Genomic DNA, 13,436 nt, shown 5'->3' with positions numbered 1-13,436 from the left:
GTGCAACTGTTCCAATTCTTTGCCTCCTGCCCCCGCGGACTGGAAAACGTGCTCGCGCTCGAGCTGACCGGGCTCGGCGCGAGCGCGGTCGCGTCGGTCGACGGCGGCGTGTCGTTCAGCGGCAGCTGGCTGCTGCTGATGAAGGCGAACCTGCACTCGCGCATCGCCAGCCGCATCCTGTGGAAGCTCGAAGAGCGTCCGTACGTGCGCGAGGACGACCTCTACCGGCTGGCGCTGAAGATCGACTGGCCGGCGCTGTTCGCCGTCGACAACACGATCAAGGTCGGCGTCACCGCGGTCAAAAGCCCGCTGCGCAGCACCAACTTGGCCGCGCTCAAGGTCAAGGACGCGATCTGCGACCGCTTCCGTCAGGTCGGCGGCACGCGGCCGTCGGTCGACACGCAGGAGCCGGACATGCGCATCCAGCTGTTCCTGACCGACCGGATGGCGACGGTCTATCTGGATACCTCGGGCGAAGCGCTGTTCAAGCGTGGCTACCGTGTCGAGGCCGTCGATGCGCCGCTGCGCGAGAATCTCGCCGCCGGCATCCTCGCACTGTCGGGCTGGCAGGGCGACCAGCCACTGTATGACCCGATGTGCGGTTCGGGGACTTTCCTGATCGAGGCGGCGCTGAAGGCGCGCAATATCGCACCGGGTAGCCGCCGCACCTTCGCGTTCCAGTACCTGCGTCAGCACGACGAAAAGGCGTGGCAGGCGCTGCGTACCGAGGCCAGGAACGCCGAACTGGGCGATCTGCCGCTGCAGATCAGCGGCAGCGACGTATCGTCGACGGCGCTGACGCATGCACACGCCAACCTGGTTGCCGCAAAGCTCGACGGCGTGATCAGCCTCAAGCAGCTGAACATGCTCGACGCCAAGGCACCGGCGTTGGAGGGCGTGCTGCTGACCAACCCGCCTTATGGCATCCGTCTCGACGAGCAGGACAAGCTGCTCGCTGCCTATCCGGAGTGGGGCAACGTACTGAAGCAGCGGTTCACCGGCTGGCGGGCCTACTTCTTCACCGCCGATCCGGCGCTGGCCAAGGCGATCCGCCTCAAGCCGTCGAAAAAGACGCCGCTGTTCAACGGCGCACTCGAATGCCGGCTGCTCGAGTTCAAGATGATCGCCGGCGGCAATCGCGGCCACGACTGACGCGTATATATACATGCGAACTGACAACGCCACCTCCGGGTGGCGTTGTCGCATCCGGAGGGCGGGGTTGTATATATACGGTGATGAACAACGGGCGGCCCTGGCCGCCCGTTGTGCTTTTGGGCGCGGTGAAGCGGGAACTGCCGGTGTTTGACGGGCCGGATTGGTCGGTCCGGCGGGCCCGAAACTGACGGATTTCATGCATTTGGCATGGATTTGTCAGCTTTGCCGCAGGGCAGGGCGGGTTGATGCGAATGCGTCGGATTCCGGTGCGCTGAAATTTCGCTGTCCGATCAGGGGTTTATCGGTTGTGCTGCGAAATTGTTGCGGCGGGGTGTTGACGGAAGACGGGGAAGTGCTTAAAGTTGCGTTCTCTGCTGATGACGCAGCGAAAGAAACGAAGCGAAACCCGCCGAGTTTACCGAGCGAAGCGTCCTGAAGCAAGCGATCTTTAACAAATTACAGCCGATGAGTGTGAGTGCTTGATGAGTGCATCAAGTGCTTGCACTTAAATGATAGAAAGCAGTCTGGCCGCTTCGGTGGTCGGGCGAGTTTTTTTGAGTTAACGCAAGTGCGCAACTATTCAGTGATTAAACGAAAGAGTTTGATCCTGGCTCAGATTGAACGCTGGCGGCATGCTTTACACATGCAAGTCGAACGGGGTTGAGGAGCTTGCTCTTCAATCTAGTGGCGAACGGGTGAGTAATACATCGGAACGTGCCCAGTAATGGGGGATAACCTGCCGAAAGGCAAGCTAATACCGCATACGCCCTGAGGGGGAAAGTGGGGGATCGCAAGACCTCACGTTATTGGAGCGGCCGATGGCTGATTAGCTAGTTGGTGAGGTAAAGGCTCACCAAGGCGACGATCAGTAGCGGGTCTGAGAGGACGACCCGCCACACTGGGACTGAGACACGGCCCAGACTCCTACGGGAGGCAGCAGTGGGGAATCTTGGACAATGGGCGAAAGCCTGATCCAGCAATGCCGCGTGGGTGAAGAAGGCCTTCGGGTTGTAAAGCCCTTTTGTCAGGGAGGAAATTCTGGCCCCTAATACGGGTCGGGGATGACAGTACCTGAAGAATAAGGACCGGCTAACTACGTGCCAGCAGCCGCGGTAATACGTAGGGTCCAAGCGTTAATCGGAATTACTGGGCGTAAAGCGTCCGCAGGTGGCTTGTTAAGAGCGATGTGAAAGCCCCGGGCTCAACCTGGGAACTGCATTGCTGACTGGCTCGCTAGAGTACGGCAGAGGGGGGTGGAATTCCGCGTGTAGCAGTGAAATGCGTAGAGATGCGGAGGAACACCGATGGCGAAGGCAACCCCCTGGGCTGATACTGACACTCATGGACGAAAGCGTGGGGAGCAAACAGGATTAGATACCCTGGTAGTCCACGCCCTAAACGATGTCTACTAGTTGTTGGGCTTTTCGGAGCTTAGTAACGCAGCTAACGCGGGAAGTAGACCGCCTGGGGAGTACGGCCGCAAGGTTAAAACTCAAAGGAATTGACGGGGGCCCGCACAAGCGGTGGATGATGTGGATTAATTCGATGCAACGCGAAAAACCTTACCTGGTCTTGACATGTCTGGAATCCCGAAGAGATTTGGGAGTGCCGTAAGGAGCCAGAACACAGGTGCTGCATGGCTGTCGTCAGCTCGTGTCGTGAGATGTTGGGTTAAGTCCCGCAACGAGCGCAACCCTTGCCATTAGTTGCTACCATTCAGTTGAGCACTTTAATGGGACTGCCGGTGACAAACCGGAGGAAGGTGGGGATGACGTCAAGTCCTCATGGCCCTTATGACCAGGGCTTCACACGTCATACAATGGTTGGTCACAGAGGGTCGCGAAGCCGCGAGGTGGAGCCAATCCCATAAAACCAATCGTAGTCCGGATCGCAGTCTGCAACTCGACTGCGTGAAGTCGGAATCGCTAGTAATCGCGGATCAGCATGTCGCGGTGAATACGTTCCCGGGCCTTGTACACACCGCCCGTCACACCATGGGAGTGGGTTTTACCAGAAGTAGCTAGGCTAACCTTCGGGAGGCCGGTTACCACGGTAGGATTCATGACTGGGGTGAAGTCGTAACAAGGTAGCCGTAGGGGAACCTGCGGCTGGATCACCTCCTTTAAAGATAATGCCTCATTAAGCATTCACACTCATCGGCTGTAGGTTAGAGATACGGAGAACTGGGTCAGTAGCTCAGTCGGTTAGAGCACCGTCTTGATAAGGCGGGGGTCGCTGGTTCGATTCCAGCTTGACCCACCATTTGCTTTGCGGATGGACAAACAGTTTGATCCGATGGGGGCATAGCTCAGTTGGGAGAGCATCTGCTTTGCAAGCAGAGGGTCGTCGGTTCGATCCCGTCTGCCTCCACACCTTGCGGTGAGCCATCACCGTGTTGGTTTAGATCCGGAAGGACTCAGAATCAAGTGCATTCAATCGAGAGATTGCGTGGATTTCATTCTGACTGCTTCAGTTGGACGAGATTTATTCTCTGTATCGCTCTTTAACAAGATAGAAGAAGCAAGACTCAAATTTATTCAGTAATGAATGGGTTTGATTGCATCGAGTTTTGAATTCGAGAGAATTCGAAGTCGCAAACACAGCTTGTAGCCGCAAACCACGTGTTTGAGGTTATAGGATCAAGCGACTAAGTGCATCTGGTGGATGCCTTGGCGATCACAGGCGATGAAGGACGCGGCAGCCTGCGAAAAGCTGCGGGGAGCTGGCAAACAAGCTTTGATCCGCAGATATCCGAATGGGGAAACCCGGCCCTTTTGGGTCATCCATGACTGAATACATAGGTCATGTGAGGCGAACCCGGCGAACTGAAACATCTAAGTAGCCGGAGGAAAAGAAATCAACCGAGATTCCCAAAGTAGTGGCGAGCGAAATGGGAAGAGCCTGTACGTGATAGCGGTAGTCTTAGTAAAACGGCATGGAAAGGCCGGCGATAGTGGGTGATAGCCCCGTATACGAAAAGACCATCGTGGTACTAAGCGTACGACAAGTAAGGCGGGACACGAGAAATCCTGTCCGAAGATGGGGGGACCATCCTCCAAGGCTAAATACTCGTGATCGACCGATAGTGAACCAGTACCGTGAGGGAAAGGCGAAAAGAACCCCGGGAGGGGAGTGAAATAGAACCTGAAACCGGATGCATACAAACAGTGGGAGCCCCCTCGTGGGGTGACTGCGTACCTTTTGTATAATGGGTCAGCGACTTACGTTCAGTAGCGAGCTTAACCGAATAGGGGAGGCGTAGGGAAACCGAGTCCGAATAGGGCGATCAGTTGCTGGGCGTAGACCCGAAACCAGGTGATCTATCCATGGCCAGGATGAAGGTGCGGTAACACGCACTGGAGGTCCGAACCCACTAATGTTGCAAAATTAGGGGATGAGCTGTGGATAGGGGTGAAAGGCTAAACAAACCTGGAAATAGCTGGTTCTCCCCGAAAACTATTTAGGTAGTGCCTCAAGTATCACTAACGGGGGTAAAGCACTGTTATGGCTAGGGGGTCATCGCGACTTACCAAACCATGGCAAACTCTGAATACCGTTAAGTGCGAGCTTGGGAGACAGACATCGGGTGCTAACGTCCGGTGTCAAGAGGGAAACAACCCAGACCGCCGTCTAAGGTCCCAAATGATCAATTAAGTGGAAAACGAGGTGGGAAGGCATAGACAGCCAGGATGTTGGCTTAGAAGCAGCCATCATTTAAAGAAAGCGTAATAGCTCACTGGTCGAGTCGTCCTGCGCGGAAGATGTAACGGGGCTCAAATTGATAACCGAAGACGCGGATATGTACTCTGTACATATGGTAGGGGAGCGTTCCGTAAGCCTGTGAAGGTGACTTGTAAAGGTTGCTGGAGGTATCGGAAGTGCGAATGCTGACATGAGTAGCGTTAAAACGGGTGAAAAGCCCGTTCGCCGAAAGCCCAAGGTTTCCTACGCAACGTTAATCGGCGTAGGGTGAGTCGGCCCCTAAGGCGAGGCTGAAAAGCGTAGTCGATGGGAAACAGGTTAATATTCCTGTACCGATTCTGAGTGCGATGTGGGGACGGAGAAAGGTAGGTCAGCCATCTGTTGGAATAGGTGGTTTAAGCGTGTAGGTGGGGGATTTAGGCAAATCCGGATCCCTGTTAACACTGAGGCGTGACGACGAGGGCCCATTGGGCCTGAAGTGATTGATCCTATGCTTCCAGGAAAAGCCACTAAGCTTCAGCTCAGAATTGACCGTACCGCAAACCGACACTGGTGGGCAGGATGAGAATTCTAAGGCGCTTGAGAGAACTCAGGAGAAGGAACTCGGCAAATTGACACCGTAACTTCGGGAGAAGGTGTGCCTCTGTAGGGTGAAGCGACTTGCTCGTGGAGCTCGAAGAGGTTGCAGTGAAAAGGTGGCTGCGACTGTTTATCAAAAACACAGCACTCTGCTAACACGAAAGTGGACGTATAGGGTGTGACGCCTGCCCGGTGCCGGAAGGTTAATTGATGGGGTGCAAGCTCTTGATCGAAGCCCCGGTAAACGGCGGCCGTAACTATAACGGTCCTAAGGTAGCGAAATTCCTTGTCGGGTAAGTTCCGACCCGCACGAATGGCGTAACGATGGCCACACTGTCTCCTCCTGAGACTCAGCGAAGTTGAAGTGTTTGTGAAGATGCAATCTCCCCGCTGCTAGACGGAAAGACCCCGTGAACCTTTACTGTAGCTTTGCATTGGACTTTGAAGTGGTTTGTGTAGGATAGGTGGGAGGCTTTGAAGCAGAGACGCTAGTTTCTGTGGAGCCGTCCTTGAAATACCACCCTGACCCCTTTGAGGTTCTAACCTTGGTCCGTCATCCGGATCGGGGACCGTGCATGGTAGGCAGTTTGACTGGGGCGGTCTCCTCCCAAAGTGTAACGGAGGAGCTCGAAGGTTACCTAGGTACGGTCGGACATCGTACTGATAGTGTAATGGCACAAGGTAGCTTGACTGCGAGACTGACACGTCGAGCAGGTGCGAAAGCAGGACATAGTGATCCGGTGGTTCTGTATGGAAGGGCCATCGCTCAACGGATAAAAGGTACTCCGGGGATAACAGGCTGATTCCGCCCAAGAGTTCACATCGACGGCGGAGTTTGGCACCTCGATGTCGGCTCATCACATCCTGGGGCTGTAGCCGGTCCCAAGGGTATGGCTGTTCGCCATTTAAAGTGGTACGTGAGCTGGGTTCAAAACGTCGTGAGACAGTTTGGTCCCTATCTGCAGTGGGCGTTGGAAATTTGAGGGGGGCTGCTCCTAGTACGAGAGGACCGGAGTGGACGCATCTCTGGTGTACCGGTTATCACGCCAGTGGTATCGCCGGGTAGCTAAATGCGGAAGAGATAAGCGCTGAAAGCATCTAAGCGCGAAACTTGCCTCAAGATGAGATTTCCCTGGGAACTTGATTCCCCTGAAGGGTCGTGGAAGACCACCACGTTGATAGGTCGGGTGTGGAAGCGCAGTAATGCGTTAAGCTAACCGATACTAATTGCCCGTGCGGCTTGATCCTATAACCTGAACCGCGTGGTTCGGGTGTGTTGCGACAAGCTCGACACAATCAAACCGAGCCTTTGCTTCTTCTATCGAATTCAGAGATATGACTAGTAGTAAACAGTCGTAACTCAACCAGTTACGTCTGGCGACCATAGCGAGTTGGTCCCACGCCTTCCCATCCCGAACAGGACCGTGAAACGACTCAGCGCCGATGATAGTGCGGGTTCCCGTGTGAAAGTAGGTCATCGCCAGACTCCCCATAGAAAACCCCCCATCAGCAAAGCTGGTGGGGGGTTTTGCTTTATGGACGATCGAGCCCGAGGAACTCGCCAAGCCTGGCCGGATCACACCAGCTGCAGGCCGCGTTGCAGCAGCCCTTGGCGCAGGAAGGTGAATGCGGTGCTGACGTCCGGCTCTTCTCCGCTGACGCTGAAATCGATGTGCGGCGCCGGATAGCGCGCGTTGCCGTAGGACGGCAGGCTACTGAAGTGGACGCCGGGCCAGCGCAGGACCAGCGCCTGCATCAGTCCGATTAGTTCACCTTCCCGCGCGTCGACCGCGATCAGTGAATGGCGGATTTCGGCGGCGACGGCCGGGTAGTATTGATCGAGCAGCCAGTCGCACATCGGCCAGGCCATTTCGGGGAAGCCCGGCAGCAGGTGGATCTGCTCGCAACGGCAGCCGGCGACCTGATTGACCGGATTCGGAATCAGGCTGGCACCGGCCGGGAAGTCGGCCATGTGGATCCGGTACGGGTAGGCTTCGTCGCCAAAGCGGGCCTCGATCAGGCGAGCGGCTTCGGCATGGCGTTGCAGCGGGACGTCGAGTGCGCGTGCCAGTGCCAGCCGCGTATGGTCGTCCGGTGTCGCCCCGATGCCGCCGCAACTGATTAGCGGCAGGCTGTCATTGCGTTGCTGGCGAAAGGCCACTTCGAGCCGATCGGGCTCGTCGGGCAGGTAGTAAACGCCGGCCAGATGGTGGCCGCGCTCGCCAAGGCGGGCCTGGATCGCGCCAAAGTGCCGGTCCTGGCGCCGGCCGGAGAGGATTTCGTCGCCGATGATGAAAAGTTCGAATTCCATATGACACTCTGATGACTTGGCTGCAAACGCTTGCCGCTCGCGATGGCAGCAGGTCTAATTAGGGGTTTTATCTTGTTTAGTTTGCCGCGCCCCGGCGCAGGAGTCGATTCCGATGCTTTACCCGCAATTGTTCGCCGACCTTGAAAAAGCCCGTTGGGATATGGCCGACGATATCCAATGGGATGCGTTTGACGCCAGCCTGTTGTCCGACGAACAGGCGATGACTATCAAGATGAACGCGATCACCGAGTGGTCGGCCCTGCCGGCGACCGAGATGTTCCTGCGTGACAATCAGGATGACAGCGACTTTTCGGCCTTCATGTCGATCTGGTTCTACGAGGAGCAGAAGCATTCGCTGGTGCTGATGGAATACCTGCGCCGTTTCCGCCCGGATCTGGTGCCGACCGAGGAGGAGCTGCACGAGATCCGCTTCACCTTCGACCCGGCACCGGCGCTGGAAACGCTGATGCTGCATTTCTGCGGCGAAGTGCGCCTGACGCAGTGGTACCGTCGCGCATCCGACTGGCATACCGAGCCGGTGATCAAGCAGATCTACAAGACGCTGTCGACCGACGAAGCGCGCCATGGTGGTGCCTATCTCAAGTACATGAAGCGCGCGATCGACAAGAACGGCGATGAAGCCCGGGTGGCCTTCGCCAAGATCGGTTTCCTGATGGCCTCGAGCGCCCGTTCGGGCAAGCCGATGCACCCGACCAATCTGCATGTCAGCAAGGAACACTTTCCGCGCGACACCATCCAGAGCCGCCTGCCGGATCCGGAATGGCTCGAACGCTGGCTCGACGAGCAGATTCAGTTCGACAAGGAGTGCGAAGGCCGTGTGATCGGCGGGATCCTGCGCAATCTGTCCAGCCTGTTCGGCGAAAAGTTCGAGACACCGGCGGAACTGAACCGCTACCGCAAGCAGCTGCTGGCCGGACAGGGCGAATGACGATGCTGCCGGTGCCTTTCGAGCAGAAGCTCTGCCCGCCCGAGCGGTTGGCAGGGCGTCTGGCGACGCTGCCGCGGCCGCTGGTCTTCACCAACGGCTGCTTCGACATCCTGCATCGCGGTCATGTGACTTATTTGGCGCAGGCCCGTTCGCTGGGTGCCGGTATGATAGTTGCACTAAACACCGATGTGTCGGTGCGACGGCAGGGCAAGGGCGACGATAGGCCGATCAATACGCTCGAGCAGCGTGCGGCGGTGATCGCGGCGCTCGAAAGCGTGAGCCTCGTGACCTGGTTCGATGCCGATACGCCGTACGAGCTGATCCTCGCCGCCCGCCCCGACATCCTCGTCAAGGGTGGCGACTGGGCGGTCGACAAGATCGTCGGTGCCAAGGAGGTCTTTGCTTGGGGCGGCGCGGTGCATTCGATCCCGTTCCTGCACCAGACCTCGACGACACGTACGTTGGAGAAGATTCGCAGTGCAACTTCCTGACCGGCAGAACCTTGTCGTCGACCTGCTGGCCGACGTTGGCCGTTCCGGCTGGCTGAGCCCGCACCTGCTGTCGCAGGCGGCGGTGCTGCTGGTCGTCCTGTTGCTGGCTTGGTGCGGCAATACCTACCTCAAGCCCAGGCTGGGGCTGGAGAACAGCCGCTGGCGCGCCGGCGGCGAGGGGCTGCTGCGCATCTTCTTTCCGCTCAATGCGCTGGTCCTGCTGTTCGTCGGCGGCTATCTGCTGCGGCTTGCCTACCCCGAGCGCCATTCGCTGCTGGCGATCGCGTCGGTGCTGCTGCTGGCAATGGTCAATATCCGTGTGCTGGTCTACATGCTCAGGCATGTCTTCAACGGGGCGCAGTGGGTCAGGCGGGGCGAGCGTTACATCGCCGCGGGCATCTGGGTGCTGTACGTGTTGCACGTCGTCGGCATTCTGCCCGAGGTGGCAGAGGCGCTCGATGCGATCAGCTTCACCATGGGCAAGGGCAGGATTTCCGTTCTGCTGGTACTGCAGGGGCTGCTCTCGGTTGCGGCGACGCTGCTGATCGCCCTGTGGATCGCCCGGATGATCGAACGGCGGCTGATGCGCGCCGAGCTGATCGACATGAACGTCCGCGTCGTGCTGGTCAAGCTGCTGCAGACCGGGCTCGTTGTACTGGCCGTGATCATCGCACTGCCGCTGGTCGGCATCGACCTGACCGTGTTGTCGGTATTCGGCGGCGCGCTCGGCGTCGGCCTCGGTTTCGGCCTGCAGAAAATCGCGTCGAACTATGTCTCGGGCTTCATCATCCTGATCGACCGTTCGATCAAGATCGGCGACCTCGTCAATGTCGACAACCGGCTGGGTGTCATCACCAGCATCACCTCGCGCTATGTCGTGCTCAAAAGCGCCGACGGCACCGAGGCCCTGATTCCGAACGACACGCTGGTGACGTCGACCGTCGTCAACCAGTCGTACCGGGAGAAGCAGGTCTGGACCAAGGTGCCGGTTTCGGTTGCGTACGAGAGCGATCTCGATCTGGTCATGCAGCTGCTCGTCGACATCGCCGGCAAGCACCCGCGGATCATGAGCGATCCGCCGCCGCGCGCCTACGTCGAACTCTTCGGTGCCAGCGGCGTCGACATGTCGGTCGGCTTCTGGCTCAAGGACCCGGAAAACGGCCAGCTCAGCCTGCGCTCGGAAATCAACCAGCAGATCTGGGTCGCATTCCGCGAGCACGGGATCTCGATCCCGTTCAACCGGCTCGACGTGGTGCATTTCCGTCCCAACCAGCGCCAGGCCGGGGACGGCAACCTGCAGGGCCTGCTCCAGCCGGAGTGAAAACTGCCTAGCGCTGTTCGGTATGAACGGTCAAGCGTTCAGATGAAAAATTGAGTAAGATCAAGCCTTCGCCCGTGCGTTTACGTCGCGCGGGCGTTTTTACTTGACTGGAGAATCGACGACCATGACCTGGCTGAACGGCCTGATCGACCTGCCCTGGTGGGGCTATATCGTGGTGATGCTGGTGTTTACCCACATCACCATCGCATCGGTGACGATCTATCTGCACCGCCATCAGGCGCACCGCGCGATCGACCTGGGACCGGTTCCCAGCCACTTCTTCCGTTTCTGGCTGTGGCTGACCACCGGCATGGTCACCAAGCAGTGGGCGGCGATCCACCGCAAGCACCACGCGAAGTGCGAGACCGCCGAAGACCCGCACAGCCCGCAGGTGCTCGGGATCAAGAAGGTGTTCTTCGAGGGCGCCGAGCTGTACCGCGCCGCGTGCAAGGTCGACGAGACCATGGAGAAGTTCGGCCACGGCACGCCGGACGACTGGCTCGAACGCAACCTCTACAGCAAGCACAGCGCGATGGGCCCGACGACGATGATGATCGTCAATCTGGCGCTGTTCGGCGTCAACGGCATCTGGATCTGGGCGCTGCAGATGGTGTGGATCCCGTTCTGGGCCGCCGGCGTCATCAACGGCCTGGGCCACTACGTCGGTTACCGCAACTTCGAATGCGAGGACGCGTCGACCAACCTCGTGCCGTGGGGGATCATCGTCGGCGGCGAAGAGCTGCACAACAACCATCACACCTTCGGCACGTCGGCCAAGTTCTCGTACAAGTGGTTCGAGTTCGACATCGGCTGGGGTTACATCCGTGCGATGGAAATGCTGCGCATGGCCAAGGTCCGCCGCGTCGCGCCGAAGATGAAGACCGTCGGCGCGCGGCCGGAGCTCGACGAGCAGGCGCTCAGCGCCATCGTCGCCAACCGTTACGCGATTGCCGCGCACTACGCGCGCACGTTCAAGGAGACCGTTGCCGACGAGTTCGACAAGCTGCGCGCGCATGCGCATCTGCCGCAGGTCGACCTCAAGCAGATGAAGGTCTGGCTGAAGCAGGACGCCAAGGACACAGCCGAGAGCGACAAGCCCAAGCTCGATGCGATCCTTGCGCACAGCAAGGTGCTCGATCAGGTCTACCAGATGCGCCAGGAGCTGACCCGCCTGTGGGAGCGCTCGGCGCTGTCGCGACCGGAGCTCGTCAAGCACCTGCAGGACTGGTGCGCGCGTGCCGAGGCCAGCGGCATCAAGGCGCTGCAGGATTTCTCGCTGCGCCTGCGTACCGTTGCCGTGGTCTGACCCCGGCGGCGTCAAGCGAACAAAGGCGGGCCAGATGGCCCGCCTTTTGTTTTATGCTGGGGTAAAACCCACCGAGGAACCGCCATGTCCAGCATCCAGCGTTATCACATCGGCCCGCGATTGGCCGAGATTGTCGTTCACAACAACACCGTCTATCTGGCCGGCCAGATTGCCGATACGCTAGACAAGGATGCCCGTGGCCAGACCGACGAGGTGCTGGCGTGTATCGACCGGCTGCTCGCCGAGGTCGGTTCGGACAAGCAGAAGATCCTCTCGGTGACGATCTATCTGGCCGACATGGCCGACTACGACGACATGAACGATGCATGGTCGGCGTGGGTGCCGCAGGGGCATACGCCGGCGCGGGCAACGGTTGAGGCCCGTCTCGCCGATCCGCGCTACAAGGTTGAAATGTCGGTGATCGCTGCGCTTTGATACGGTGCAGCCGGTCCCGCAACGGAGGACTCATGGCTGCACCCATACTGCTGGCGTACATCGCCGGCTGGCAGGACTTTTCCGACATGCCGCTCGAGCGCGATGCCGGGCGGTTGACGCACATCTGCTATGCGTTCGCGAACATTCGCGACGGCGATGTCGTGCTGTTCACCAACAGCGACGATGCCGGCGGCCAGCCGCGTGCCGAATCGCGCATTGCCGATCTCGTTGCGCTGCGTGCCCGCCATCCGCACCTGAAGCTGCTGATCTCGATCGGCGGCTGGAATGCCGACGGTTTCTCCGATGCGGCGCTGACCGATGCGAGCCGCGCGGCGTTTGCCGCTTCGGCGATCGGCTTCATGCAGCGCTACGGCTTCGACGGTATCGACCTCGACTGGGAATACCCGACGCACGACATGGCCGACATCAAGGCGCGCCCCGAGGACAAGCCCAATTTCACGCTGATGCTCGCCGAGCTGCGTCGCCGGCTCGATGCGCTGTCGGACCGGGAGGGCCGCAAGGCGGGTGAGCGCTACCTGCTGACGATCGCCGCCGGCGCCGGCCAGTACTATCTCGACGGGGTCGAGATGGCCGATGTCGCCGCCCAGTGCGACTTCGTCAATCTGATGACCTACGACTTCTACAACGGCTGGGCGACGCGCGCCGGCCACCATACCAATCTCTACAACACGCCGGTCGACCCGGACGGCGACAGCTGCGCCAGATCGGTCGCGCTGTTCGCCGCCGCCGGCCTGCCGCGCGACAAGCTGGTGCTCGGCTGCGCGTTCTACGGCCGCAGCCTCAAGGGCGTCGGCGCCGCCGGCCTCGGTGCGCCGGGGACACCCAAGAGCAACGGTTTCGATTCGTTCACGCTGATCACCGAACTGCTGGCGTCCGGCCGGGCGGTGCGCCACTGGGATGCCGATGCCCAGGCGCCGTGGCTGCTAGTCGACGGCGATACCTTCATCTCGTACGACGATGCCGAGTCGATCCGCGCCAAGACCGGTTTCATCCGCCGCGAGGGGCTGGCCGGCGGCTTCTTCTGGGAGTACACCGAGGATCGCACCGATACGCTGCTGACCACGCTGTGGCAGGGCCTGGCCGACTGAGCGTGGCTAACAAAACCCTGCCGGCGTCGTTGTACTCGCTTGCCGTACTTCTTGTACTGCCCGCGTTTCGTACGCCTT

Annotated in this window: 8 protein-coding genes, 2 tRNA genes and 3 rRNA genes; 12 read left to right on the top strand and 1 reads right to left on the bottom strand. The window is 59.3% G+C overall.

Annotation, left to right across the window (positions count from 1 at the left end):
* The 6 genes from BJP62_RS09450 (at window position 1) to rrf (ending at window position 6,922) form a co-directional block, all read left to right on the top strand.
* The gene (locus tag BJP62_RS09450) at window positions 1-1,152 is read left to right on the top strand and encodes a class I SAM-dependent RNA methyltransferase (RefSeq protein WP_236943589.1); all 1,152 of its coding nucleotides are present in this window, start codon (window positions 1-3) and stop codon (window positions 1,150-1,152) included.
* A 592-nt stretch (window positions 1,153-1,744) separates the two neighbouring features.
* A 16S ribosomal RNA gene (locus BJP62_RS09445) occupies window positions 1,745-3,279 on the top strand.
* Between the two features lie 61 nt (window positions 3,280-3,340).
* A tRNA-Ile gene (locus BJP62_RS09440) sits at window positions 3,341-3,417 on the top strand.
* Window positions 3,418-3,452: 35 nt separating this feature from the next.
* Window positions 3,453-3,525: transfer RNA gene (locus tag BJP62_RS09435), tRNA-Ala, on the top strand.
* Window positions 3,526-3,792: 267 nt separating this feature from the next.
* Window positions 3,793-6,684: ribosomal RNA gene (locus BJP62_RS09430) — 23S ribosomal RNA — on the top strand.
* 125 nt (window positions 6,685-6,809) lie between these two features.
* Window positions 6,810-6,922, top strand: a 5S ribosomal RNA gene (gene rrf, locus BJP62_RS09425).
* Together the 16S, 23S and 5S rRNA genes with 2 tRNA genes alongside form the textbook arrangement of a ribosomal RNA operon.
* A gap of 90 nt (window positions 6,923-7,012) precedes the next feature.
* On the opposite strand, the gene BJP62_RS09420 is transcribed toward rrf, so the two are convergent.
* Window positions 7,013-7,747, bottom strand: coding sequence for a molybdopterin-binding protein (locus BJP62_RS09420; protein WP_070529282.1), 735 nt, complete (start codon window positions 7,745-7,747; stop codon window positions 7,013-7,015).
* A 112-nt stretch (window positions 7,748-7,859) separates the two neighbouring features.
* Here BJP62_RS09420 and BJP62_RS09415 point away from each other — a divergent pair, with 112 nt between their 5' ends.
* The 6 genes from BJP62_RS09415 (at window position 7,860) to BJP62_RS09390 (ending at window position 13,358) form a co-directional block, all read left to right on the top strand.
* Window positions 7,860-8,696 (top strand): ferritin, encoded by an 837-nt coding sequence (locus BJP62_RS09415; protein WP_070529281.1) that lies wholly within the window; start codon window positions 7,860-7,862, stop codon window positions 8,694-8,696.
* Window positions 8,693-9,187: an adenylyltransferase/cytidyltransferase family protein gene (locus BJP62_RS09410; RefSeq protein ID WP_070529279.1), complete on the top strand. Its 495-nt coding sequence runs from the start codon at window positions 8,693-8,695 to the stop codon at window positions 9,185-9,187. Before BJP62_RS09415 ends, BJP62_RS09410 begins: the two co-directional genes overlap by 4 nt.
* Window positions 9,174-10,508 (top strand): mechanosensitive ion channel family protein, encoded by a 1,335-nt coding sequence (locus tag BJP62_RS09405; protein WP_070529277.1) that lies wholly within the window; start codon window positions 9,174-9,176, stop codon window positions 10,506-10,508. Before BJP62_RS09410 ends, BJP62_RS09405 begins: the two co-directional genes overlap by 14 nt.
* 124 nt (window positions 10,509-10,632) lie before the next feature.
* Window positions 10,633-11,814 (top strand): fatty acid desaturase, encoded by a 1,182-nt coding sequence (locus BJP62_RS09400; protein ID WP_070529275.1) that lies wholly within the window; start codon window positions 10,633-10,635, stop codon window positions 11,812-11,814.
* A gap of 84 nt (window positions 11,815-11,898) precedes the next feature.
* The gene (locus BJP62_RS09395) at window positions 11,899-12,249 is read left to right on the top strand and encodes a RidA family protein (protein WP_070529273.1); all 351 of its coding nucleotides are present in this window, start codon (window positions 11,899-11,901) and stop codon (window positions 12,247-12,249) included.
* A 32-nt stretch (window positions 12,250-12,281) separates the two neighbouring features.
* Entirely contained in the window at window positions 12,282-13,358 is a 1,077-nt protein-coding gene (locus BJP62_RS09390) for a glycoside hydrolase family 18 protein (RefSeq protein ID WP_070529271.1), read from the top strand.
* Window positions 13,359-13,436 lie beyond the last annotated feature (78 nt).

The organism is Jeongeupia sp. USM3 (genome assembly GCF_001808185.1).
Lineage (GTDB): Bacteria > Pseudomonadota > Gammaproteobacteria > Burkholderiales > Chitinibacteraceae > Jeongeupia.
Note: the sequence above shows the minus strand (reverse complement) of the source record. Positions and strands in the feature narration are given on the sequence as shown.

Excerpts from the sequence above, each read along its gene's own strand:
- BJP62_RS09420 (WP_070529282.1), bottom strand. The coding sequence starts at position 7,747 with ATGGAATTCGAACTTTTCATCATCGGCGACGAAATCCTCTCCGGCCGG.
- BJP62_RS09415 (WP_070529281.1), top strand. The coding sequence starts at position 7,860 with ATGCTTTACCCGCAATTGTTCGCCGACCTTGAAAAAGCCCGTTGGGAT.
- BJP62_RS09410 (WP_070529279.1), top strand. The coding sequence starts at position 8,693 with ATGACGATGCTGCCGGTGCCTTTCGAGCAGAAGCTCTGCCCGCCCGAG.
- BJP62_RS09400 (WP_070529275.1), top strand. The coding sequence starts at position 10,633 with ATGACCTGGCTGAACGGCCTGATCGACCTGCCCTGGTGGGGCTATATC.
- BJP62_RS09395 (WP_070529273.1), top strand. The coding sequence starts at position 11,899 with ATGTCCAGCATCCAGCGTTATCACATCGGCCCGCGATTGGCCGAGATT.
- BJP62_RS09390 (WP_070529271.1), top strand. The coding sequence starts at position 12,282 with ATGGCTGCACCCATACTGCTGGCGTACATCGCCGGCTGGCAGGACTTT.